Raw genomic sequence first — 21,715 nt, forward strand, 5'->3', positions numbered from 1 at the left:
GGCCGCGGATATGAACGGCGTGCCTGTGGGACTTCAAGCAGTTTGTGAGGTGTCGCGCACAGCGGCCCCGCTCGATTGACCCGAGTTTCGTTCGTTGTCAGTGTGAAAATCCCCGACCCGAGGAAAACCGTCGATCATGGATTTCTCCTTCTCCGACCAGCATGAGGCCGTCCGCGAGACCGTCAGGCGCCTGTGCCAGTCGGAGCACCAGAAGCTGGTGGCAGCGGCTGAGGAGAACGAGATCCTGCCGCGCGAGGTCTTCGCGCGCTGGGGCGAACTCGGCCTGCTGGGCGTGCGCTATCCGGAAGGCGACGGCGGCAGCGGCCTCGACAAGATCAGTGACTGCATCGTGCGCGAAGAACTGAGCTACATGAGCCAGGGATTCGCGTCGAGCTGGTCAGCGCACAGTCATCTCGGGATATGGCCGATCTGGAAGGCCGGCACGGCGCAGCAGCGCCAGCGCTTCTTCCGGCCCGCCGTGCAGGGGAAGAAGATCGCCGGCTTTGCCTTGAGCGAACCCGACGGAGGCTCGAACATCCGCGCGCTGAAAACCCGCGCCGAACGCGCCAAGGGCGGCTGGACGCTCAGGGGCAGCAAGCTCTACATCACGAACGCGCCGATCGCGGACTTCCTGCTGGTCGCGGCGCGCACCGCGCCAGAGCTCAGCGGCGATGCCATCAGCCTGTTCATCGTCGAGCTGCCGGCCGCAGGCATGAGCATCGACAAGCTCAGGAAAGAGGGCATCCGCGCCTCCGAGACCGGGCTGATCCATATGGACGACGTGTTCGTCCCGGACGACTGCGTCCTCGGCGACCGGCTGGGAACCTATCCGGTGATCCTGGAGTCGCTGAGCGAGAACCGCGTCGGTGTCGCCGCGAACGCGCTGGGCATGGCGCGCGCCGCCTTCGACGCGGCGACGGCCTATGCGCGGGACCGGCTGGTCGCCAACAAGCGGATCGGCGACTACCAGGCGATCGGCCACAAGCTCGCGGAGATGTCGGCGCAGATCGAGGCGGCGAAGTGGCTCGTCTACTACGGCGCCTGGCGCGTCGACCAGAACACGCTGGATTCGGCGACGGCCGCGCGCGTTAAGCTGATCGCCAGCGAGACCGCCGTTGCCGTGAGCGAGCAGGCGATCCGCATTCATGGCGGCGCCGGCATCATGCGCGAGTATCCGGTGGGCCGCATCCATCGCGATGCGCTGGTCTACGTGATCGGCGAAGGCACCAGCGAGATCCAGAAGAACCTGATCGCCCGCGACCTCGGCTTCAGGTTCTGAACCGTTCGGCATCCGTCATCGACCAACAGGAGCCGTGGCTGCCGTTTCGAGATTCTACAGACAAGAAAAGCTACGAAGCAAGGGAGGAAGTTCATGAAGTTCGTTCACCGGCTTACCGCGTTCGCCACCACCATCGCCGTCATGCTTGCCGCGCCCGTGATGGCGCAATCCTATCCGAACAAGCCTATCCGGCTCATCGTCCCCTTCGGCGCCGGCTCGGGCAGCGACATCCTCGCCCGCATCCTGGCCGAGCCGCTCGGCCAGGCGCTGGGCCAGCCGATCGTCGTCGAGAACAAGCCGGGCAACAACACGACGCTCGGGACCGAGCTCGTCGTGAGCTCGCCGCCGGACGGCTATACGATCGGGCTCCTGACCAATTCAGGCCTCGTCGCGAGCCCCGCCGGCCTGACCAGCGGCGTCCGCTACGATCCGGCCAAGGACCTGAGCTACATCTCCATGGTGGCGTCGGTTTCCTACGTCTGGCTGGTCAACAACGACGTCAAGGCGACGACGGCCCCCGATCTGGTCAAGCTGCTCAAGGCCAATCCCGGGAAGTTCAACTATGCGAGCGGCAACACCGGCGGGATCGCCTATGGCGGCTACATCAAGAACGCCTACCAGCTCGACGTGACGCACGTGCCCTACAAGTCGGTGCCCCCGGGCCTCGCTGACTTGATCAGCGGACACGTGCAGATCATGGTCGCCGATATCCCTGCCTCGCTCGGCATGATCCGGGGCGGCAAGGTGCGGGCGGTCGGCATGACGACCGCCCAGCGCAATTCACTGCTGCCCGACGTGGCGACCTTCTCGGAGCAGGGGCTTGCCACGCCACCTGACATGAGCGGCTGGTGGTGCGCCGTGGCGGCCGCGGGAACGCCCGGCGACATCCTCGATCGGCTGAACCGCGAGCTTGTGAAGATCCTGGAAACGGAATCGGTGAGGGCCAAGCTGCTGCAGAACGGCATCGTGCCGACGCCGTCGACGCGGCAGCAGGCGGTGCAGTACCAGAAGGATCAGTTCCTGGTGTGGAAGGGCATCGTCAAGGACCTCAACCTCAAGCTCGACTGACTCCTCAGGCAGCCTGACCAGCCCTGGCTCGGACCGGCAGCTTCCAGCCGGGCCGGACGAAGTGGCAGGTGTAGCCGTTGGGAATGCGCTCCAGGTAATCCTGGTGCTCGGGCTCGGCCTCCCAGAAGTCGGAAGCGGCCGTGACTTCGGTGACGACCTTGCCGGGCCACAGTCCGGACGCGTCGACATCGGCGATCGTGTCCTCGGCAACGCGGCGCTGCTCGTCGGTCGCGTAGTAGATCGCCGAGCGGTACGAAGTGCCGCGGTCGTTGCCCTGGCGGTTGATCGTCGAGGGATCGTGGATCTGGAAGAAGAATTCCAGAAGCTGGCGGTAGCTCATCCGCGATGGATCGAAGATGATCTCGATAGCCTCGGCGTGGCCGTCATGGTTGCGATAAGTGGCGTTCGCCACGTGACCGCCGGTGTAGCCGACCCGCGTCGACACGACGCCCGGCATCCGACGGATCAGGTCCTGCATGCCCCAGAAACAGCCGCCGGCCAGTACTGCGCGCTCTTGGTTCATTTCACGTCCTCCACCTGGTCGAGATAGGCGCCATAGCCCGCCGCCTCCATGTCCTTGCGATGGACGAAGCGCAGCGAGGCCGAGTTGATGCAATAGCGCAGCCCGCCGCGGTCGCGCGGGCCGTCGGGAAAGACATGGCCGAGATGGCTGTCGCCATGCTTGGATCGCACCTCGATGCGCAGCATCCCGAGCGAGTTGTCCTTCAGCTCCGCGACGTTGGCGGGCTCGATCGGCTTGGTGAAGCTCGGCCAGCCGCATCCCGATTCGTACTTATCGGCCGAGGCGAACAGCGGCTCGCCGGATACGATGTCCACGTAGATGCCGGGCTCCTTGTTGTGCAGCAGGGCGCCGGTGCCGGGGCGCTCGGTGCCGCTCTCCTGAGTGACATAGAACTGTTCGGGTGTGAGCTTCGCCAGGGCTTCCGGGTTCTTCTTGTAGGTCTGCATTTCGCGCTCCTGTCGCAACGTGCCTTCGGAAGGGGAATATAGGGAGCGGGGGGCGGCGTGTCAGGGGGAGCCGGGAGCACCCTTCAAGAGTCCCGACGAGGACCATCCGGATCCATTTCTACGAACGAGCGAACCAGGTGACGATGGCACGGCGGGAGAGGTCGCCATAGTGTGCGCAAGATTGACCGGCACAGGAATATCGCTTCCCGTGAGGGCAACGACCAACAAGCGGACGCTTCATGATCACTCGCAGACTCCTGTGTGCCGGCGCTGCCCTCGCGCCCTTGACCGCCTCCGGGCCCGCCTTCGCCCAAGGTGACGGCCGGTTTCCGGCCGCCTGGCTGCAGGGGGTCCGTCAGGAAGCGCTGCGCGCCGGTGTCGACCAGGGAACGCTCGACGCGGCCCTGGCGGACATCCGCGAGGTGCCCCGTGTGATGGAGCTCGCGCGCAACCAGCCCGAATTCAAGATGACGTGGGAGCGCTATCAGGGACTCGTCGTCTCCGAGGAGCGCATCAAGCGCGGCCGCGCGCTGTTGGCCGAGAACCGCGCGGCGATCGAACGGTTCGCAGGACCCGCCGGCCTGCCGCCCCAGGTCGCTGTGGCGTTGTGGGGCATTGAGAGCAACTACGGCACGCGGCTCGGCGACTTCGAGGTGGTCGAGGCGCTGGCAACGCTCGTCCACAACAACTTCCGCGCCAAATTCTTCCGGCAGCAGCTCATCGCGGCGCTCAAGATCCTTTCGCAGGGCCATGTCGGCCTGCACGCCATGAAAGGCTCGTGGGCCGGCGCGATGGGGCAGTGCCAGTTCATCCCGACCAGCTTCATCGCCTATGCCGCCGACGGCGACGGCGACGGCCGCAAGGACATCTGGACCAACAAGCTCGACGTCTTCGCCTCGATCGTGAATTACCTGCGCAAGGTGGGTTGGCGGCCGGGGCTGCGCTGGGGCGACGAAGTCTCCCCGGGGGCGCAGGCCGGGGGCGGCGGGCGCATCGTGCGGCCGGCGGGCGCAGGCGGCCCGGCGTACCAGACGACCGAGAATTTCAAGGTCATCCTGCGCTGGAACCAGTCGGATTTCTTCGCCCTGGCGGTCGGCCTCCTGTCCGACCGGATTGCGGCCTGACCAGCGCGGCAGGAGCGGCTGAGCAGGCCGCTCCACCCGCCGGCCGAGATGATGTATGATGTGAACATCATGCCGCTAGCATTGGTAAAATTGGGTTTTCCCCTGTCCGGCGCGCTCCGACTTTGCGGGGCGGCAGCGCTGCTGGCCAGCCTTGCGGCCTGCGGCTCGTCGAGCAAGGGCGGGAGCGGGACCCCCGGCAGCAGCGTGGCCCAGCGCGGCACCTACAAGGTGGGCCAGCCCTACAAGATCGACGGCATCACCTACACGCCGAAGGAAACGTTCACCCTCACCGAGACCGGCACGGCCTCGTGGTACGGACCGGGCTTCCACGGCAAATCGACGGCCAACGGTGAGCGATACGACCAGTCCGACCGGACGGCGGCCCATCGTACCCTGCAGATGCCCGCCATCGTACGGGTCACCAATCTGGAGAATGGTCGCAGCACCGTGGTACGGGTGAACGACCGAGGTCCCTTCGCGCGCGCCCGCGTCATCGACCTGTCGCGCACCGCGGCGGAGGAAATCGACATGGTCGGCAAGGGCACCGCCCGGGTCCGCGTCGAGCAGCTGCAGGCCGAGAGCCTGGCGGTGAAGGAGGTTGCCCTGAGCGGCGGTGGCCCTGCCGAGCAGCAGCAGGCCGTCGCCCAGCTCGCGAGCGGCAGCCGGGCGGCGCCGGCGCCCACGCCGGTGCCCGTACCGGCGCCGGCACCGGCACCGGCACCGGTTGCAGCGCCGCCACCGCCGGTCATGCAGGCCTCCTACGAGCCGCCACCCGCGCCGGCTGCTCCCGCACAGACCGTGTATGCGCCGCCATCGCGCAGTGTGCCGTTCGGCGCGCCGAGGTCCGCGTCGGGCGATGTTCCGCCCACCATTGCATCGCTTTCGACGACGACGGGCACAGCAACGCCTTCGTCTCAGATGAGCGGCTTCTTCGTCCAGGTCGGCGCGTTCTCCACGCAGGAAAATGCCGAGAAACAGCGCAGTGCGGTGCGGAGCTATGGCCATCCCGAGGTTTCGCAGGGCTCGGCCGGCGGACGCGATGTTTATCGCGTCCGGCTTGGGCCCTATACCACTCAAGATGCCGCCGGCATTGTCGCCGACCGGCTCAAGCGTTCAGGCTATGGGGATGCCCGTGTGGTCGCTGAATAACCCGATGCGCGTCGTCGCGACGCTTCTCGCCGTCACCGGCATCGCCGGCCTCTCGATCGCCGCCTTCGCCCAGCAGGATCCGCCGAAGAAGCCGGCGACCCAGCAGAAGCCACCCGCCAAGCCCCGGGCTCCGGCATCGTCGGCGACCAAGTCGGCACCCAAGGAACCCGCCTCGCCCAAGGTCGAGTCGTTGCCGCCGTCGCAGGTCGGCATCGGCACGCTGGCGCGCCACGCTTTCATGGTCGATCCGCAGACCTCGACGGTCCTCCTGTTCAAGGATGCCGAGACGCCGATGGCGCCGTCCTCGATGTCCAAGATGATGACGATCTACATCATCTTCGACGAACTGGCGGCCGGACGTCTCAAGCTCGATACGCGCTTCCGGGTCAGCGAGCGCGCGCGCAACATGGGCGGCTCGCGCATGTTCCTGGAACTCGGCAGCGAACCAACGGTCGAGGATCTGATCAAGGGCATCATCATCCTGTCGGGCAACGATGCCTGTGTCGTGATCGCCGAGGGGCTGGCGGGCACCGAGGAGGCTTTCGCCGAGCGCATGACCAAGCGCGCGAAGGAAATCGGCATGTCGAAGACGGTGTTCAAAAATTCATCGGGCTGGCCAGCCGAGGGACAGTATACGACGGCGCGCGATCTCGCGGTGCTGTCGTGGCATACGATCGACGATTATCCGCAGTACTATAAGTACTATGCGGACACGAACTGGACCTACAACAACATCCGCCAGGAAAACCGCAACCGGCTCCTGAAGACGGTGGCGGGCACCGACGGTCTCAAGACGGGTCACACGGAAGAGGGTGGCTACGGCCAGACCACTTCGGCCGTGCGCGACGGGCGTCGCCTGATCCTGGTCGTCAACGGTCTCGCCTCGATGGCGGAACGTGCGCAGGAGACGGCGCGGCTGATGGAATGGGGCTATCGCGAATCGACCAACATCACGGTGTTCCGCGCCGGCGACATGCTGGTCGAGGCGCCGGTGTGGCTCGGCGCACAGGAGAAGGTGCCGCTGGTCATCCCGAAAACGGTACAGCTCACGATGCCGACGGGCCAGACGGTCACGCCGCGCGTCGTCGCGCGCTTCGACGGTCCGGTCGCCGCGCCCATCATCAAGGGTACGAAGATCGGCACCGCCGTCGTGACGCTCCCCGACAACCGGACGATGGAGTATCCGCTCGAAGCGGGGGCCGACGTGCCGCGCATGGGCGTGTTCGGCCGCGTATCCTCGATGCTCCAGCACTACATGTTCGGCTGGCTGTCGTGACGCAAGGTGGCGCCGGACTCTTCATCACGCTGGAGGGCGGAGAAGGGGCCGGCAAGTCGACACAGGTCATCCGCCTCAAGGACTGGATCGAGAAGCGCGGCCACAGGTGCATCGCCACGCGCGAACCGGGCGGCGCGCCGGGTGCCGAGATGGTTCGCAAGCTGCTGGTCGAGGGCCCTGCCGAACGCTGGGATGGCGTCACCGAGGCGCTCCTGCATTTCGCGGCGCGTCGCGAGCATCTGCGCAGCACGGTGCTGCCCGCCATCCGGAGCGGCACCTGGGTCGTCTCCGATCGCTTCGCCGACTCCACCATGGCCTACCAGGGTTACGGGCACGGCGCAGACCGCGCCATGCTCGGTACACTCTACGAGATCGCCGTGGGCGACTTCCGGCCGAATCTCACGCTCATCCTCGATCTGCCGGTCGAGGCCGGCCTGAAGCGCGCGGCGGCGCGCCGGGGCACGGAGACGCGCTACGAGTCCCTGCCGGTCGATTTTCACGAGCGCGTCCGCGCTGGCTTCCTCGACATCGCCGCGGCCGATCCCACTCGCTGCGCCGTGATCGATGCCACCGCCGGCATCGACGAGATCGCCCACGCGATTGCCGCCGCGGTGACCGCGCGTCTGGAAGCCTGAGCCGTGGCGCGCGGCAAGACACCGTCAGATCCGGCCGAGCTCGAGAAGCTCGAATGGCCCTACGGCTGGCCGCCGCCCTGGCGCAACGACCGGCTGGTCGGTCATCAGCAGGCCGAACAGACAATGCTGGCGGCACAGCAGAGCGGCCGACTGCATCACGCCTGGCTGCTGACCGGTCCGCGCGGCATCGGCAAGGCGACGCTGGCCTGGCGCTTCGCGCGCTTCCTGCTGGCAGGACAGGACCAGGGCGGATTGTTCGGCGGTGGCCCCGAATCGCTTGACGTACCGTCTGATACGCCGGGCCGGCACCTGGTCGATGCGCGGTCGCATCCCGACCTTTTTCACCTCCGCCGCTCGCTGAACCGCGACACCGGCCGCATGCGCGCCGAGATCGCCGTCGACGATGTGCGCGACCTCGGCGGCTTCATGCACATGACGCCGGCGATGGGCAAGGCGCGGGTCGCCATCGTCGATTCGGCCGACGAGATGAACCGAAACAGCGCCAATGCCGTGCTGAAGGTCCTCGAGGAGCCGCCGCCCAACGCCGTGCTGCTGATCGTGTCGCACGCGCCCGGCCGGCTGTTGCCGACCATCCGCTCGCGCTGCCGGCGACTGGCGCTGCAGCCGCTCGGCGAGGACACCGTCGTCAGGCTGCTCGGCGACTATGCGCCCGAGACGAAGGACGAGGAGAGAAGGGCGCTCGCCCGTCTCGCCGAGGGCAGCATCGGCCGCGCGCTCGAACTGGCGGGGGCGGGCAGCCTCGACCTCTATCGCGAGATGGTCGAGGTGCTGGCGACGCTGCCCGACCTCGACATGCCGCGGCTGCATGGATTCGCCGAACGCTTCGCCAAGCGCGGCGAGGAGGCGAATGCCGACTGGCGCGCTCTCAACTATCTCTTCGACGGCTGGCTGAAGGGCCTGATGCGGCAGGCGGCGCTCACCACGGAAGCTGCACCTGTCGTGCCGATGGAGAGCGGCCTGCGGGCCCGGCTGCTGTCGGCGGCCAGCCTGGAACGCTGGATGGCGGCCTCGGAGCACGTCGCGATGCTCTTTTCACGGGCCGATGCCGTCAATCTCGACCGCAAGCAAACCGTCATGGGCAGCTTCCTGGCACTGCAATCCGCGACGCGCTGAGCGCGTGCCTTGATCGACAAAGGGAGCCATGAGAAAAGACCACCTATGTTGCCCCGGTCCGACATCGGAGACTCTCTGCCCTGCGAACGAATGCGGGGCTGAACGCGCTTGAGTCTCGTGCCCCGGAAGGGGCGGCCGTTCGGAGTTCAGTCATCATGTCGGGCAAAAGCACCTATTACGTCACCACGCCGATCTACTACGTCAACGACGTGCCCCATATCGGGCATGCCTACACGACGCTCGCCTGCGATGTGCTGGCACGCTTCAAGCGCCTCGACGGCTACGACGTGCATTTTCTGACCGGCACCGACGAGCACGGCCAGAAGATCGAGACGGCTGCCGCCGCCGCCGGCCTGCCGCCAAAGGCCTTCACCGACAAGGTGAGCCAGTCGTTCCGCGACCTGATCGGGGTGATGAACTACAGCCCCGATAACTTCATCCGCACGACCGAGCCGCGCCATTACGCGGCCTGCCAGGCCCTGTGGGAGAAGCTGGTCGCGGCGGGCGACATCTATGAAGGCAAGTATGCCGGCTGGTACTCCGTGCGCGACGAAACCTATTTCGTCGAGGGCGAGACCGAGGTCGGCCCCGACAACAAGCGCCGGGCCACCTCGACCGGGGCCGAGGTGCAGTGGGTCGAGGAGCCGTCCTATTTTTTCAGGCTCTCGGCCTGGGCCGACAGGCTGCTCGAATACTACGAGAAGAATCCCGCGTTCATCGGCCCGGACAGCCGCCGCAACGAAGTGATGAGCTTCGTGAAAGGTGGCCTGCAGGACCTGTCGGTCTCGCGCACCAGCTTCTCCTGGGGCATCCCGGTACCCGGTGATTCCAAGCACATCATGTACGTGTGGCTGGACGCACTCACCAACTACATCACCGAGTGCGGCTACCCGGACCAGACCAATCCGCTATGGAAATACTGGCCGGCCAACCTGCACATGGTCGGCAAGGACATCATCCGCTTCCACTGCGTGTTCTGGCCGGCCTTCCTGATGGCGGCGAGCCTGCCGCCGCCGCAAAGGGTCTTCGCGCACGGCTGGTGGACCAACGAGGGCCAGAAGATCTCGAAGTCTCTGGGCAACGTGATCGACCCGGTCGACCTGGTGAAGACCTATGGGCTCGACCAGGTGCGATACTTCCTGCTGCGCGAAGTGCCGTTCGGCAACGACGGCGACTTCCAGCGCCGCGCCCTGGTCGGCCGCATGAACGCCGACCTCGCCAACGCTTACGGCAATCTCTGCCAGCGCGTCCTGTCGATCGTCGCCAAGAATTGCGGCGAGAAGGTTCCGCCGCGGGGCGAACTGATCGAGGCCGACACCGCTTTGCTCGACCGTGCGCGTGGCCTGCTGTCCGTCGTGCGCGCAGAACTCGACGAGCAGGCCTTCCACAAGGCGCTGACGGCCCTCTGGGAAGTGATCGCCGACGCCAACCGCTACGTCGATGCGCAGGCGCCCTGGGCACTGGCCAAGACCGACCCGGTGCGGCGCGACGCGGTCCTGTGGGTGCTGGCCGAGACGATCCGGCGGGTCACCCTGCTGGTGCAGCCGTTCATGCCCGACTCGACGGCGAAGATCCTCGACCAGCTCGCGGTGGCGCCCGGGAAGCGCGTTTACGCCGCCTTTGACGAGGAACTGGTCTCCGGTACGGCGCTGCCGCCGCCGCAGGGCGTGTTCCCGCGCTTCATCGAGCCAGCGACTGCCGCTGCGCCGGCCAAGCCGCCAAAGCAGCCCAAGGCCGCGAAGCAGCCGAAGGCCGTCGGCTGACATGCTGATCGACAGCCACTGCCATCTCGACTTTCCGGAGCTGACGAGCGACGAGTCGGGCGTGCTGGCGCGTGCCCGGACGGCGGGCGTCGCCGGCATGCTGACAATCGGCACGCGGCTGGACCAGTTCGAAAGGGTGAGGGCGATCGCCGAGCGCCACGACAATGTCTGGTGCTCGGTCGGTGTCCATCCGCACGAGGCCAAGGAGGAGGGGCAACGCACCCCCGACCGGTTGATCGAGGCGGCGCGCCATCCCAAGGTCGTCGGCATCGGCGAGACCGGTCTCGACTTCTACTACGAGCACAGTCCGCGCGCTGAACAGGCCGAGAGCTTTCGCGCCCATATCGCCGCGTCCCGGCAGACCGGCCTGCCGCTGATCGTGCATACGCGCAGTGCCGATGCCGAGACCGGCGACATGCTGGAAGAGGAGCACGGGAAGGGCGCCTTCCCCGGCCTGATCCACTGTTTCAGCTCGGGCCGCTCGGTGGCCGAACGCGCCCTGGCGCTCGGCCTCTACATTTCGATCTCGGGGATTGTGACCTTCAAGGCGGCCGAGGAGCTGCGCGCCATCGTGCGCGACGTCCCGCTCGACCGGCTCCTGGTCGAAACCGACGCGCCCTACCTCGCGCCCATTCCCAAGCGCGGCAAGACCAACGAACCCGCCTTCGTCGCCCATACCGCGGCCAAGGTGGCGGAGCTCAAGGGCGTGACCATCGCCGAGCTGGAGGCCGCGACGACCGACAATTTCTTCCGGCTGTTCACCAAGGCGGAGCGCTCGCGGTGCGCGTGACCATCCTGGGCTGCGGCACCTCGGCGGGCGTTCCCCGGGTGGGCGGACCGGGCGGGAAGGGCGAGTGGGGGGCGGCCAACCCATCAGATCCACGCAACCGCCGCACCCGCTGCTCCATCCTGGTGCAGGACCAGGGCAAGACCCTGCTGATCGACACCTCGCCCGATGTCCGCAGCCAGCTCCTGGCCGCCGAGGTCGAGCGGATCGACGCGGTGATATGGACCCACGACCATGCCGACCAATGCCATGGGATCGACGATCTGCGCCCCTTCGCCCTCCGCCAGGGCGAGATCGAATCGTGGTCGGACGAGCGGACCTACGGCGTCTTGAGCCGGCGCTTCGGCTACTGCTTCCAAGCGGAGGGAGGCGGCTTCTACAATCCGATCTACCGGCACACGGTGATCTCCGGCCCCTTTCAGGCCGCCGGCCTGCCGGTCGTGCCGTTCTTGCAGGATCATGGGACCATCCCCTCTCTGGGCTTCCGCTTCGGCGCCGTCGGCTACGCAAACGACGTCGTCATGCTGCCGGAGGACTCTCTGAAGGCGCTCGAGGGCGTGGAGGTGCTGATTGTCGACGCGATGCGCTACCGGCCGCATCCCACACACGCCCATCTCGACCGCGCCCTGGAATGGATCGACCGGCTGAAGCCCCGGCGCGCATTCTTGACCAACCTGCATGTCGATATGGACTATGCCGAAGTCGAGCGGACGACGCCGTCCCATGTGACGCCTTGCCATGACGGTCTTCAAATCGACCTCTAGGGTGAATAATTGTTTTATTCCAGATGGATATCGGAAATATCTCACCTGACGTGCGAGCGTAAACGAAAGGCGTCCGGACGTCGGATGTTCCTGTCGGGCTCGGCGGCGGCCGCTTTCGTGCCTTTCGCGGCGCCGCTCCACGCCCAGACCGCCAACCGGCTGGACCCCGGTGGACTGACGTTTCGCGATTTCGGCACGCCCGACAACGGCTCCAGTTTCACCCGCGGCGAACAGAGCATCGGTGGCGGCACAACTCAGAAGTTCACCCGTGTCCTTGGCATCGATCCGGCCACCCAGGCCGTCCGGCTGCGCTTCGAGTCGATCAAGATCGAGCTGCTGCTGCCCATGGGCTGGCAGGCCAGCGAGGATGGGGAGCGGGCCGTCGCCTATACATTCGACAAGCGCATCCGGCTGATCGTCTGGCGGGTCGATTTCACCTTCGAGGGAGTCAAGGACGCCGAGCATTACGCCGCCACCAAGGCCGGCTCCATCAAGGCGCGGCGCCCGGGCGTCCAGGCCCAGGCCCGCAAGCTCCGCGATGGCAGCTTCGTGATCGTCTACGAGAACGTGCCGAAGGGGCCTTCCGACAGCAGTGGCCCGCGGACTGTGTTCGATCTGGTCATTCCTGACCCCAGGAACCCAAAAGTCGGCGTTCTGGTCACGCTTGGGATGCCGACCGCCGAGGCGGGCCGCGGCCTCCAGCTCCTAGCATTGATAACCGAGAATATGCGGATCGACTGGCAGTAGGTTGATATTGAAATCATATCTATATTTGTCATAATATATATTATACGATAATTGAGATTGTGTTTGACCGCATGACTTCAGGCAAGCCCACCCCGGATTCCCTGCCCAAGGAACCGCTCCCGCGGCTGCTGGCCGTCATGGCCTGGCTGCGGGACCGCCAGCATGGCTGCCCGTGGGACATCGACCAGACCTTCCGCACCATCGCGCCATACACGATCGAGGAAGCCTACGAGGTCGCCGACGCCATCGAGCGCGACGACATGCCGGCGCTCAAGGAAGAACTCGGCGACCTCCTGCTGCAGGTCGTCTATCACAGCCAGATCGCCAGCGAGGCCAAGGCCTTTGCCTTCGACGACGTGGCCGCCGCCATCGCCGACAAGATGGTCGACCGTCATCCGCACGTATTCGGCGATCTAGACATCAAGACCGCCGATGCACAGACCGTCTCCTGGGAAGCTCGCAAGGCCGCCGAACGCGCGGCAAAGGCCACCACGGAAGGCGCGACGGGCGCCCTCGACGGGGTGGCGCGCGCCCTTCCCGCCCTGATGCGCGCCGAGAAGATCCAGAAGCGGGCGGCCCGGGTCGGCTTCGATTGGGCCACGATCGGTCCGGTCATCGACAAGATCGAGGAGGAGCTGAAAGAGCTGCGGGTCGAGCTCGGGGCCGGCAAGGTCGAGCAGGCCAAGGTCGCCGACGAACTCGGCGATGTCCTGTTCGCCGTCGCCAACCTCGCCCGCCACTGCAAGGTCGACCCTGAGGTGGCGCTGCGCGCGACCAACGACAAGTTCGAGAAGCGCTTCCGCCACATCGAGCGCCGCCTGGCCGAGACCGGCCGCAAGCCGTCCGACGCCAGCCTGGAGGAAATGGAAACCCTCTGGCAGGAGGCCAAGGGGCAGGTGTGAGGTTACGGCCTCGGAGTCAGCAGCGGCATCCGGGAGGCTTCGAGCAGCGCCCTCGCCTCGTTCAGCGCCCCTTCGGTCGAAGCGGCGATCAGGCCGGCATTGTGCGGCTGAGCCGGCGTATAGGGCGCCGCGCCGAACTGAACGGCGCCGCCGCCCGCCTCGCGCAGCATCAAGGTGCCGGCAGCGTGGTCCCACGGCTTGGTCGTGCGGTAGAGGCTGAAATTCGCGCGGCCCGCGAGAATCTCGAGATACTCGGCACCGGCGCAGCGCAAGGTCGTGATGTTGCCCAGTCGGGCGCGTTGCCCAGGGCTCAGCTGCTCGTCGAAGGATTTCGCGATCTTGTAGCCGACGAAGCCGTTCAACGGTTCCTGCGTCGGCTTGCCCTGGATGGGGGTTCCATCGAAGTTCACCCCACCGCCGCGCTGGGTGACGGCCAGTCGGTTGTTCGGTACGTCGAGAATCCAGCCCGCGACGGCGGTCGCGTCCTGCACCAGGCAGATGATCATGGCGAAGCGGTCGCGGCCGGCGGCGAAGTTCGCGGTGCCGTCGAGTGGATCGACGATCCAGCAGGCCTCGCCCGGGCGGCCGATGAGATCGAGAAGGCTCGCATCCTTCTCGACGGCTTCCTCGCCCACGACTGGGACACCCGGCAGGATCCTGGCAAGGCCCGCCGCCAGCCGGTGCTCGGCCGCGACATCGGCCACGGTGACGATGTCGCCCGGCCGCTTCTGGCGGACATCATCCTTGGAGAGATTGCGGAAACGCGGCAACAGCTCGGCTGCCGCCGTCTCGCGCATGAGTTCGGCGACCCGTTCCGAGCCGCCGGAGTCGAGCATTGGCCTCAGCCGACGACGCCGAAGAGGTCCTCTTCCTTCAGGATCACGTGATCCTCGCCGCCGAGCTTAACCTCGGTACCGGACCACTTGCCGTAAAGGACCGTGTCGCCGACCTTGACGCCGAGCTCCTGCAGGCGGCCGTCCTCGAGGCGGCGTCCCTTGCCGACCGCAACAACCTTGCCCTGCATCGGCTTTTCCTGGGCCGTGTCGGGAATGATGAGTCCGCCCTTGGTGCGGGTCTCGGCGGCCACCGGCTTCAGCAGAATTCGATCGTGCAAGGGCTTGAAAGCCATGGTGTTTCCTTCGTCCTGAGAATGTTGGGCGCTTATAGGAAGGGCGCCCTCGGAGTGTCAACGCGGAGCTATCAGCGGGCCATCTGGCGGCGTTCGAACTGGGCGGCTGCGGCGGCATCGAGCGCCACCGTGAGCCAGGCTGTATCGCCCTCGTCGCGGCGGCTGCGCACCTCGCCGTGCCGGTAGAGCCAGGCGATGGTCGCTCCGTCTGCCAGCGGTACGGAGACCTCGCGCGCTTCGCCGGCTGCGCCCAGCAGGTCGGCGATCGCATTCAGGAGCCGCTCGACCCCCTCGCCTGTCAGCGCTGACACCGGATATTGCCGGGCCCGCTCGGCACCCGTGGCGGTGCGGGTCTCGAGGGTTGCGCGCACCTCTTCCGGCAGCGCGTCCACCTTGTTCAGCGCCTCGATGAACGGGCGGCCCCCCGCCTCGTCCAGCGCCCCGAGCTCGTGCAGAACCTCCTCCACGTCGGCGCGCTGCTGCTCGCTATCGGGATGGGAAATGTCGCGCACATGCACGATCAGGTCCGCCTCGATCACTTCCTCCAGCGTGGCGCGGAAGGCCGCGACGAGGTGCGTCGGAAGATCGGAGACGAAGCCCACGGTGTCGGAGAGGACGCAGGACTTGCCGTTCGGCAGTTTGATCGACCGCATGGTCGGATCGAGCGTGGCGAAGAGCAGGTCCTTGGCCATCACCTCGGCGCCCGACATGCGGTTGAACAGCGTCGATTTGCCGGCATTGGTGTAGCCAACCAGCGCCACGGTCGGCAGACGCGCCTTCTTGCGACCGGCCCGGTTGACGGCGCGCGTCTTGCGCACGCTTTCGAGGTCGCGCTTGATCCGGACGATGCGCTCGCCAATCAGGCGGCGGTCGATCTCGATCTGCGATTCGCCAGGGCCGCCCAGGAAGCCGAAGCCGCCGCGCTGCCGCTCGAGATGGGTCCAGGATCGCACGAGGCGGCCGCGCTGGTAGTCGAGAGCGGCCAGCTCGACCTGGAGGCGGCCTTCATGGGTGCGGGCGCGCGCGCCGAAGATCTCGAGGATCAGGCCGGTGCGGTCGATGACCTTGGCCTGCCATGCCTTCTCGAGATTGCGCTGCTGGACAGGCGTGAGCTTGTCGTCGACGACGACCAGACCGATGCCCATCTCCTCGACGGCGGCCGCGATCCGGGCGACGACGCCCTTGCCGAGCAGGGTCGCCGGAGTGACCTGCCGCAACGGCGCGACCTGCTGCAGCCGGACGTCGAGATCAATCGCGCGGGCAAGGCCCACGGCCTCTTCCAGCTTTGCTCCGCTATCGCGTTCTTTGCCGCGACCGCGTGGTCCCGCCATGTACGGGCACACGACCGCGGCCACCGTCGCGGGACGCACGGTCTCCAGCGGCTGCCGTGCGCGCTTTTCCTGTACGTCCTGCTCGAATTCGTCGATCAAATCAGCCTGCGTCGGCCTTGTCCCCGTCGAACAGCTGCACCGGCGTGACCGGCATGATGGTCGAAATCGCGTGCTTGTAGACAAGCTGCGAATGCCCATCGCGGCGCAGCAGCACCGAGAAATTGTCGAACCACGTGACGATGCCCTGCAGCTTCACGCCGTTCACAAGGAAGATCGTGACCGGAGTCTTGTTCTTCCGAAGGTGGTTCAGGAAGACGTCCTGAACGTTTTGTGCCTTTTCGCTCATATTCTTGGCCTCTTGGTGGGCGGCCGGCTGCCCGAAGGCGGCCGGTTGGGGGGTACGGGGTCTCTCCCCGCTACCGAGTCGCCTCGTATATAGGGGAGGTTGGTCTCAAAGCAATGCCACCAGCTGATGACAATTACGCGCTCGCAGTCTCGGCGGATGTTCAAGCAGGGAGCCGGACAACTCGTCCGCGCCCCCCACGAGAACGGGCAGGCATCCCGCCGCGTGTGCACTCTTGAGGTCGGCTGGGGTGTCGCCCACCATCCACACGCTATCGTCAGGGGCAATTCCCGTGCCGTCGAGCGCCAGAAAGATGGGGTCCGGTGCTGGTTTGTCGCGGGCAGCGTCGCGCGCACCGACCGAACGGGCGATCCACTTGTCCCAACCGAGGTGGGCGACCTCGGCCCGCAGATTGTCGCCGACCTTGTTGCTGACGATCGCAACGTAGAGCCCCTTGGCATGGCAGTGCGCCAGCAACGTATCGGCGCCCGCCAGCGGCTCAAGCCGTTCGAGGTGGATGCGAAAGAAAGTCTCGTAGAACACCCGCTCCGCTTCGGCTGCGCGTTCCCCGAACAGGGTCGGAAAGACTTCACGCAGGGAGCCATGGGCGCGGTCCTGGACCTCCGCAGCCGTCCACGGCATCAGGCCCAGTGCCATGAAGGTGTCGCGGTAGCATTCGACGATGGTCGGCCAGGTGTTGACCAGCGTGTTGTCCCAGTCGAACAGGATGGCGCGCGGCGGCTTCAGGCCCTCCGGCAGGCTCACGTCACGGCCTCGCCCGCCTCCGAGAAGCGCACGTATTCCTCGCGCAGACGCCTCGCCGTGGCGCCGACCTTGCCGTCACCCACCTTGTCGCCGTCGATCTTGACGACCGGCGTGACGAAGGACGTGGCGCTCGTGATGAAGGCTTCCTTGGCCTTCTTGGCCTCGTCCAGGGTGAAGGGCCGCTCGACGAACTTGAGCTGCAGCGAATTGCAGATCGACTTCAGCGTCTGGCGGGTGATGCCGGAGAGGATGCCGTTGTCGGTCTGGCGGGTCACCAGCTCGCCGTCGTCGGTCACGATCCAGGCATTGGTCGACGCGCCTTCGGTCACGCAGCCCTTGTCGTCGAGCAGCCACGCCTCGTAGGCGCCGGCCTCGCGCGCCGCCTGCTTGGCCAGCACGTTCGGCAGCAGCGCCACCGTCTTGATGTCGCAACGCTCCCAGCGGATGTCGGGCATGCTCTTCACGGCGACGCCGGGACCGGCATCGGCTTCGATATGCCTGGTGGCCTTGGTCGTCATCACCAGGGCGGGCTTCACCGGCGTGGTCGGAAAGCCATGGTCGCGCCGGGCGACGCCGCGCGTCACCTGCATGTAGACCAGCCCGTCACGCAGGCGGTTCTTCCGCATCAGCTCGCGAAGGATGAAGCCCATCGTGTTGCGCGACACCGGCCAGCCGATCCGAAGTTCCTTCAGCGAGCGGTCGAGCCGGTCGATATGCGGCGTCTCGTCGATCAACTTGCCGTCGCGGACGCCCACCACCTCATAGACGCCGTCGGCCAGCTGGTAGCCGCGGTCCTCGATATGGACGCTCGCTTCCCGATGGTCGACATACCGACCGTTGACATAGGCATAACGCGCCATAACGCCCTCTCCTGCTCAGACCGACGGCTCAACGCCGTTGCTTTCCAGCGAACCGCCGTGCAGGCCGAGCGACTTCAGCTTGCGGTGCAAGGCCGAGCGCTCCATGCCGACGAAGGTTGCCGTCCGTGAAATGTTGCCGCCGAAACGCGTCACCTGGGCGAGCAGGTATTCGCGCTCGAAGACCTCGCGCGCGTCGCGCAGCGGCAGCTGCATGATCTCCCCGCCCTTCTCCCAGCGCAGCACCGACGGTGCGTCCTCGCTGACGTCATTGGGCAGGACGTCGGCGCGGATCGGCGCGCCGCCCGGCGGCGCCAGGATCAGCAGCCGCTCGATGACGTTGCGCAGCTGGCGCACGTTGCCCGGCCAGTCGTGGCCCTGCAGCGCCGCCTGTGTGTCCTCTCCGATGGAGCGCGCCGGCAGGCCTGTGGCGTCGGCGACACGCTTCAGAAGGTCGAGCGCCAGTTCTGGAATGTCCTCGCGGCGTTCACTGAGCGGCGGCACGCGCAGCCCCACCACGTTCAGCCGGTGGAACAGGTCCTCGCGGAACCGGCTGGCGGCGATCTCCTCCTGAAGATCGCGCGCCGTCGTGGCGAGGACGCGCACGTCGATCTCGACCTTGGTCTTGCCACCGTCGCGGGCATAGGACTGTTCGTGCAGCACGCGCGCCAGCCGGCCCTGCAGTGCCAGAGGCAGGTCGGCCACTTCCTTGAGCACCAGCGTGCCGCCGTGCGCCATTTCGAAGGCACCCGACACGCGCAGCGCCTCGGCGTCGGTGTCACCGTCGGTGCCGAAGAGCTCGATCTCGAGCCGCTCGGCCGGCAGGGTCGAGCAGTTGACGACGACGAACGGTCCGTCGGCGCGCTTCGATCCCTGGTGGATCAGCCGCGCCACCGTTTCCTTGCCCGACCCGGAAGCGCCCGTGATCAGGACACGGCTGCCGGTTGGCGCCACCTTCTCGATCTGCGCACGGACGTTGGCGGCGTCGCTGGAGGAGCCCACGAAGGTCACCTCGCCGCCGGCACGGCGGCGCAGCGCCACGTTCTCGCGCTTCAGCTTGTCGGCCTCGATGGCGCGGTCGACGACGAGCAGCAGGCGATCGGCCTTGAACGGCTTCTCGACGAAATCGTAGGCGCCGCTCTTGATCGCCGACACCGCGGTATCGATCGTGCCGTGTCCGCTGATCATCACGACCGGGATCGGCGGATCCTCGCGGCGGATGACTTCCAGGATCTGCAACCCGTCGAGCTCGCTTCCCTGCAGCCAGACATCGAGGATGACCAGCGCCGGCCGGCGCTGCCGGACGGCCTCGATCGCTTCGGTGCTGTTGTGGGCACGCCGGGCGGTGTGGCCCTCGTCTTCGAGGATGCCGGCGATCAGCGTGCAGATATCGCGTTCGTCATCGACGATCAGAATATCGTGGGCCATGTCACTTCAAGCAGCCCGCATGGAACGGCGGGTCATTGTGCGGCTGTCGCGTGTGGTCGAGCCGACGCGATTTCCTTCGCGTCTCGCCGGAATACCAGACTGATGCGCGCGCCGCCACCCTCGCGATCCTGCAGCGACAGGAACCCGCCATGGTCCTCCATGATCTTCTTCACGATCGCGAGACCAAGTCCGGTTCCCTTGCTGCGGGTCGTCATATACGGCTCGGTCAGCCGCTCGCGTCCTTCCTTGGGCAGCCCCCGGCCATTGTCCTCGACGACGATGCGCAGGCCGGCCTCGTCCTCGATCAGCGACAGGCTGATCTCACCCTGAGGCAAGGGCGTGTCCGGCTTCTCGTCCCTGCCCTCGATCGCCTCGGCCGAGTTCTTCAGGATGTTGGTCAGCACCTGCGCGACCTGGCGGCGGTCACAATTCAAGGGCAGCGGGTGGGCGGGCAGGTTCGCCATGTAGCGGATGTCGGGATTGCCGTTGCGCTGCAGGAACAGGGCCTGCTGGCACATCTCCTTGGCATCCTCCTCCTTGACCGTCGGTCGCGGCATGCGGGCGAAGGAGGAGAACTCGTCGACCATGCGCCCGATGTCGCCGACCTGCCGGATGATCGTGTCGGTGCACATCGAGAAGGTCTCGGGGTCCTCCTTGATCTGCTTCAGGTAGCGGCGCTTCAGCCGCTCGGCCGAGAGCTGGATCGGCGTCAGCGGGTTCTTGATCTCGTGCGCGATGCGGCGGGCCACGTCGCCCCAGGCCGCCATGCGCTGCGCCGACATCAGGTCGGTGACGTCATCGAAGGTGACGACGAAGCCTGCGCCGGTGGCGGCGCTGATGCGGACCAGCAGGATCTGCCGCGCTCCGCGCTGCAGGATTTCGACCTGACCCTGGGTCATCCGGTCGGGCCGCTCCGCCGCCTGCGAGACCAGTGGCCCCAGTTCCGGCATCACTGCGATCAGCGGCCGCCCCAGCACGCCGTCCTCAGGGAGGGCCAGAAGGTCCAGCGCGGAGCGGTTGGAGCGCATCACGACACCCTCGCCGTCGACGCTGAGAACGCCGGCCGAGACGCCCGCGAGAACCGCGTCGGTCAGTCGGCGCCGGGTGTCCAGTTCGGTATTGGCGTGGATCAGTTCGCCGCGCTGCTGTTCGATCTGGCTGGCCATGCGGTTGAAGGAGCGCGCAAGCTGACCCAACTCGTCATTCGGCGGTCCCTCCTCCACGCGCGCGCTGAGATCGCCGCCGCGGACCCGCTCCGCCGCCAGCATCAACCCGCCGATCGGTTCGGTCAGGCGGGTCGCGAAAAGGATGGCGAGCCAGACCGCGGCCAGCAGCATCAGGAAGGCGATGGCGCCGCAGACCACGAAGATGATGAGCTGGCTGCGCCGCAGCGCCGATTCGATTTGTGAGTAAAACGAGCCCGCGAACTCGATGCTCTTGATGTAGTCGACGACCCGGAGGTCGACCGCGTGGCCGGTCGCGAGGAACAGTGGCTCGCCCACGAAGAGCTGCATCACGAAGTAGGCGCCGGTGGGCGATTCGATCTGGACGGGCCTAGCCTGGTTCACCGCCTGCCAGAGGAACTGGGCCGGCGGGACAGGATTGGTCATCCCGGTCGCATCCGGCGCCTTGGCCTGGGCGATGACCCCCTTGTCGGCATCCAGCACAGTGGCCTCGATGATCGGCCGTCCCTCGATCAGGCGCTCCAGCATCGCCTTCGTTGCCGCCGGGTCGCGCACCCCGTCGACGCCTTCGGCCTGCAGCGGGGCGGAGATCGCCTCGATGTCGTTCAGGATCTCCTGCTCGCGGGCGCGCCGCACCGGCTCGCCGATGGCGCGTGCCGCCTCGTACGAGGCCTGTGAGGGCTTCACGACGAAGTCGGTGAGGCTGATCACCAGCAGCGACAGGATGATGGTGACGATGACCGTCGGCGTGATGGTGAAGACGCTGCAGACCAGCACCAGCCGCATGTGCAGGCGCGAGCCTGCGGCCCCGCGCCTCCGGTCGAGCCAGAGCTGGGTCAGGCGGACGGCCACGACGGAGACCAGCGCGATCGCGATGACGAGATCGGCCACCAGCAGGCCCGTCATCCAGCCGCGCGTGCCGAACGACTCTGGCACGAAGCCGGCGAGCCACGCATAAGTCGCGCCGCCGGCAGCCATGGCGAGAACGGCCAACGAGACGGCGGCGATGCGGCCGCTGAGGCTGCGCAGCACCACGCTCATCTTGTCGCCCAAGCGTGAAACGCCCAGCGCAGCTGTCACG

The 21,715-nt window shown here is 66.8% G+C and carries 22 protein-coding genes; 12 read left to right on the forward strand and 10 right to left on the reverse strand.

Annotated features, from left to right (window positions below; translation table 11 throughout):
* Nucleotides 1–136: 136 nt before the first annotated feature.
* Nucleotides 137–1,279, forward strand: a complete 1,143-nt coding sequence (locus Q7V45_RS06255; RefSeq protein WP_304848709.1) for an acyl-CoA dehydrogenase family protein — start codon at nucleotides 137–139, stop codon at nucleotides 1,277–1,279.
* 93 nt (nucleotides 1,280–1,372) lie between these two features.
* On the forward strand, nucleotides 1,373–2,347 hold the full coding sequence (locus Q7V45_RS06260; protein ID WP_304848711.1) for a tripartite tricarboxylate transporter substrate binding protein: 975 nt from the start codon (nucleotides 1,373–1,375) through the stop codon (nucleotides 2,345–2,347).
* Between the two features lie 4 nt (nucleotides 2,348–2,351).
* Here Q7V45_RS06260 and msrA read toward each other — a convergent pair whose 3' ends face one another.
* Together msrA and msrB are read right to left on the reverse strand one after the other, a co-directional pair.
* Nucleotides 2,352–2,870, reverse strand: a complete 519-nt coding sequence (gene msrA / locus Q7V45_RS06265) for a peptide-methionine (S)-S-oxide reductase MsrA (protein ID WP_304848714.1) — start codon at nucleotides 2,868–2,870, stop codon at nucleotides 2,352–2,354.
* Nucleotides 2,867–3,316, reverse strand: a complete 450-nt coding sequence (gene msrB, locus Q7V45_RS06270) for a peptide-methionine (R)-S-oxide reductase MsrB (protein ID WP_304848717.1) — start codon at nucleotides 3,314–3,316, stop codon at nucleotides 2,867–2,869. The genes msrA and msrB overlap by 4 nt, the downstream gene beginning before the upstream one ends.
* A 239-nt stretch (nucleotides 3,317–3,555) precedes the next feature.
* Here msrB and Q7V45_RS06275 point away from each other — a divergent pair, with 239 nt between their 5' ends.
* The 10 genes from Q7V45_RS06275 (at nucleotide 3,556) to mazG (ending at nucleotide 13,597) form a co-directional block, all read left to right on the forward strand.
* Nucleotides 3,556–4,440, forward strand: a complete 885-nt coding sequence (locus Q7V45_RS06275; RefSeq protein WP_304848720.1) for a lytic transglycosylase domain-containing protein — start codon at nucleotides 3,556–3,558, stop codon at nucleotides 4,438–4,440.
* Nucleotides 4,441–4,509: 69 nt separating this feature from the next.
* Nucleotides 4,510–5,589, forward strand: a complete 1,080-nt coding sequence (locus tag Q7V45_RS06280; protein WP_304848723.1) for a septal ring lytic transglycosylase RlpA family protein — start codon at nucleotides 4,510–4,512, stop codon at nucleotides 5,587–5,589.
* A 4-nt stretch (nucleotides 5,590–5,593) separates the two neighbouring features.
* Nucleotides 5,594–6,865, forward strand: a complete 1,272-nt coding sequence (locus tag Q7V45_RS06285) for a D-alanyl-D-alanine carboxypeptidase family protein (protein ID WP_304848726.1) — start codon at nucleotides 5,594–5,596, stop codon at nucleotides 6,863–6,865.
* A complete protein-coding gene (gene tmk, locus Q7V45_RS06290; protein WP_304848728.1) occupies nucleotides 6,862–7,500 on the forward strand; it encodes a dTMP kinase in 639 nt (212 codons plus the stop codon). Before Q7V45_RS06285 ends, tmk begins: the two co-directional genes overlap by 4 nt.
* Before the next feature lie 3 nt (nucleotides 7,501–7,503).
* Nucleotides 7,504–8,634, forward strand: coding sequence for a DNA polymerase III subunit delta' (locus Q7V45_RS06295; protein ID WP_304848731.1), 1,131 nt, complete (start codon nucleotides 7,504–7,506; stop codon nucleotides 8,632–8,634).
* A gap of 155 nt (nucleotides 8,635–8,789) precedes the next feature.
* Nucleotides 8,790–10,397, forward strand: coding sequence for a methionine--tRNA ligase (metG, locus tag Q7V45_RS06300; RefSeq protein WP_304848734.1), 1,608 nt, complete (start codon nucleotides 8,790–8,792; stop codon nucleotides 10,395–10,397).
* A gap of 1 nt (nucleotide 10,398) precedes the next feature.
* On the forward strand, nucleotides 10,399–11,187 hold the full coding sequence (locus tag Q7V45_RS06305) for a TatD family hydrolase (RefSeq protein ID WP_304848737.1): 789 nt from the start codon (nucleotides 10,399–10,401) through the stop codon (nucleotides 11,185–11,187).
* Complete coding sequence (locus tag Q7V45_RS06310; RefSeq protein WP_304848740.1) at nucleotides 11,178–11,948, forward strand: MBL fold metallo-hydrolase; 771 nt, start codon at nucleotides 11,178–11,180, stop codon at nucleotides 11,946–11,948. The genes Q7V45_RS06305 and Q7V45_RS06310 overlap by 10 nt, the downstream gene beginning before the upstream one ends.
* 84 nt (nucleotides 11,949–12,032) lie before the next feature.
* Nucleotides 12,033–12,695, forward strand: coding sequence for a hypothetical protein (locus tag Q7V45_RS06315; protein WP_304848743.1), 663 nt, complete (start codon nucleotides 12,033–12,035; stop codon nucleotides 12,693–12,695).
* Between the two features lie 71 nt (nucleotides 12,696–12,766).
* Nucleotides 12,767–13,597 (forward strand): nucleoside triphosphate pyrophosphohydrolase, encoded by an 831-nt coding sequence (mazG, locus tag Q7V45_RS06320; protein ID WP_304848746.1) that lies wholly within the window; start codon nucleotides 12,767–12,769, stop codon nucleotides 13,595–13,597.
* 2 nt (nucleotides 13,598–13,599) lie between these two features.
* Here the strand turns inward: mazG and Q7V45_RS06325 are convergent, their stop codons facing one another.
* From Q7V45_RS06325 to Q7V45_RS06360, 8 genes are all read right to left on the reverse strand, one after another.
* Nucleotides 13,600–14,433 carry an inositol monophosphatase family protein gene (locus Q7V45_RS06325; RefSeq protein ID WP_304848749.1) on the reverse strand — a complete coding sequence of 278 codons (834 nt, stop codon included), beginning with the start codon at nucleotides 14,431–14,433 and terminating at the stop codon, nucleotides 13,600–13,602.
* Between the two features lie 5 nt (nucleotides 14,434–14,438).
* Nucleotides 14,439–14,726, reverse strand: a complete 288-nt coding sequence (locus tag Q7V45_RS06330; RefSeq protein ID WP_295139422.1) for a co-chaperone GroES — start codon at nucleotides 14,724–14,726, stop codon at nucleotides 14,439–14,441.
* 71 nt (nucleotides 14,727–14,797) lie between these two features.
* The gene (gene hflX / locus Q7V45_RS06335) at nucleotides 14,798–16,057 is read right to left on the reverse strand and encodes a GTPase HflX (RefSeq protein WP_304848909.1); all 1,260 of its coding nucleotides are present in this window, start codon (nucleotides 16,055–16,057) and stop codon (nucleotides 14,798–14,800) included.
* A gap of 100 nt (nucleotides 16,058–16,157) precedes the next feature.
* The gene (hfq, locus tag Q7V45_RS06340) at nucleotides 16,158–16,403 is read right to left on the reverse strand and encodes an RNA chaperone Hfq (protein ID WP_068189217.1); all 246 of its coding nucleotides are present in this window, start codon (nucleotides 16,401–16,403) and stop codon (nucleotides 16,158–16,160) included.
* A 105-nt stretch (nucleotides 16,404–16,508) separates the two neighbouring features.
* On the reverse strand, nucleotides 16,509–17,165 hold the full coding sequence (locus Q7V45_RS06345) for an HAD family hydrolase (protein ID WP_304848761.1): 657 nt from the start codon (nucleotides 17,163–17,165) through the stop codon (nucleotides 16,509–16,511).
* Nucleotides 17,162–18,025 (reverse strand): D-amino-acid transaminase, encoded by an 864-nt coding sequence (gene dat / locus Q7V45_RS06350; RefSeq protein WP_304848764.1) that lies wholly within the window; start codon nucleotides 18,023–18,025, stop codon nucleotides 17,162–17,164. The genes Q7V45_RS06345 and dat overlap by 4 nt, the downstream gene beginning before the upstream one ends.
* Nucleotides 18,026–18,040: 15 nt before the next feature.
* On the reverse strand, nucleotides 18,041–19,450 hold the full coding sequence (locus tag Q7V45_RS06355) for a sigma-54 dependent transcriptional regulator (protein WP_304848768.1): 1,410 nt from the start codon (nucleotides 19,448–19,450) through the stop codon (nucleotides 18,041–18,043).
* 32 nt (nucleotides 19,451–19,482) lie between these two features.
* The gene (locus Q7V45_RS06360) at nucleotides 19,483–21,714 is read right to left on the reverse strand and encodes a PAS domain-containing sensor histidine kinase (RefSeq protein ID WP_304848771.1); all 2,232 of its coding nucleotides are present in this window, start codon (nucleotides 21,712–21,714) and stop codon (nucleotides 19,483–19,485) included.
* Between the last annotated feature and the right edge of the window lies 1 nt (nucleotide 21,715).

Origin of the sequence: Reyranella sp. (genome assembly GCF_030651995.1) — a bacterium.
GTDB lineage: Bacteria > Pseudomonadota > Alphaproteobacteria > Reyranellales > Reyranellaceae > Reyranella.

What these genes read in the sequence shown, in the direction of transcription:
- Q7V45_RS06255 (WP_304848709.1), top strand. Translation starts at nt 137, where the DNA reads ATGGATTTCTCCTTCTCCGACCAGCATGAGGCCGTCCGCGAGACCGTC.
- Q7V45_RS06260 (WP_304848711.1), top strand. Translation starts at nt 1,373, where the DNA reads ATGAAGTTCGTTCACCGGCTTACCGCGTTCGCCACCACCATCGCCGTC.
- msrA (WP_304848714.1), bottom strand. Translation starts at nt 2,870, where the DNA reads ATGAACCAAGAGCGCGCAGTACTGGCCGGCGGCTGTTTCTGGGGCATG.
- msrB (WP_304848717.1), bottom strand. Translation starts at nt 3,316, where the DNA reads ATGCAGACCTACAAGAAGAACCCGGAAGCCCTGGCGAAGCTCACACCC.
- Q7V45_RS06275 (WP_304848720.1), top strand. Translation starts at nt 3,556, where the DNA reads ATGATCACTCGCAGACTCCTGTGTGCCGGCGCTGCCCTCGCGCCCTTG.
- Q7V45_RS06280 (WP_304848723.1), top strand. Translation starts at nt 4,510, where the DNA reads ATGCCGCTAGCATTGGTAAAATTGGGTTTTCCCCTGTCCGGCGCGCTC.
- Q7V45_RS06285 (WP_304848726.1), top strand. Translation starts at nt 5,594, where the DNA reads ATGCGCGTCGTCGCGACGCTTCTCGCCGTCACCGGCATCGCCGGCCTC.
- metG (WP_304848734.1), top strand. Translation starts at nt 8,790, where the DNA reads ATGTCGGGCAAAAGCACCTATTACGTCACCACGCCGATCTACTACGTC.
- Q7V45_RS06305 (WP_304848737.1), top strand. Translation starts at nt 10,399, where the DNA reads ATGCTGATCGACAGCCACTGCCATCTCGACTTTCCGGAGCTGACGAGC.
- Q7V45_RS06315 (WP_304848743.1), top strand. Translation starts at nt 12,033, where the DNA reads ATGTTCCTGTCGGGCTCGGCGGCGGCCGCTTTCGTGCCTTTCGCGGCG.
- mazG (WP_304848746.1), top strand. Translation starts at nt 12,767, where the DNA reads ATGACTTCAGGCAAGCCCACCCCGGATTCCCTGCCCAAGGAACCGCTC.
- Q7V45_RS06325 (WP_304848749.1), bottom strand. Translation starts at nt 14,433, where the DNA reads ATGCTCGACTCCGGCGGCTCGGAACGGGTCGCCGAACTCATGCGCGAG.
- Q7V45_RS06330 (WP_295139422.1), bottom strand. Translation starts at nt 14,726, where the DNA reads ATGGCTTTCAAGCCCTTGCACGATCGAATTCTGCTGAAGCCGGTGGCC.
- hflX (WP_304848909.1), bottom strand. Translation starts at nt 16,057, where the DNA reads ATGGCGGGACCACGCGGTCGCGGCAAAGAACGCGATAGCGGAGCAAAG.
- hfq (WP_068189217.1), bottom strand. Translation starts at nt 16,403, where the DNA reads ATGAGCGAAAAGGCACAAAACGTTCAGGACGTCTTCCTGAACCACCTT.
- dat (WP_304848764.1), bottom strand. Translation starts at nt 18,025, where the DNA reads ATGGCGCGTTATGCCTATGTCAACGGTCGGTATGTCGACCATCGGGAA.
- Q7V45_RS06355 (WP_304848768.1), bottom strand. Translation starts at nt 19,450, where the DNA reads ATGGCCCACGATATTCTGATCGTCGATGACGAACGCGATATCTGCACG.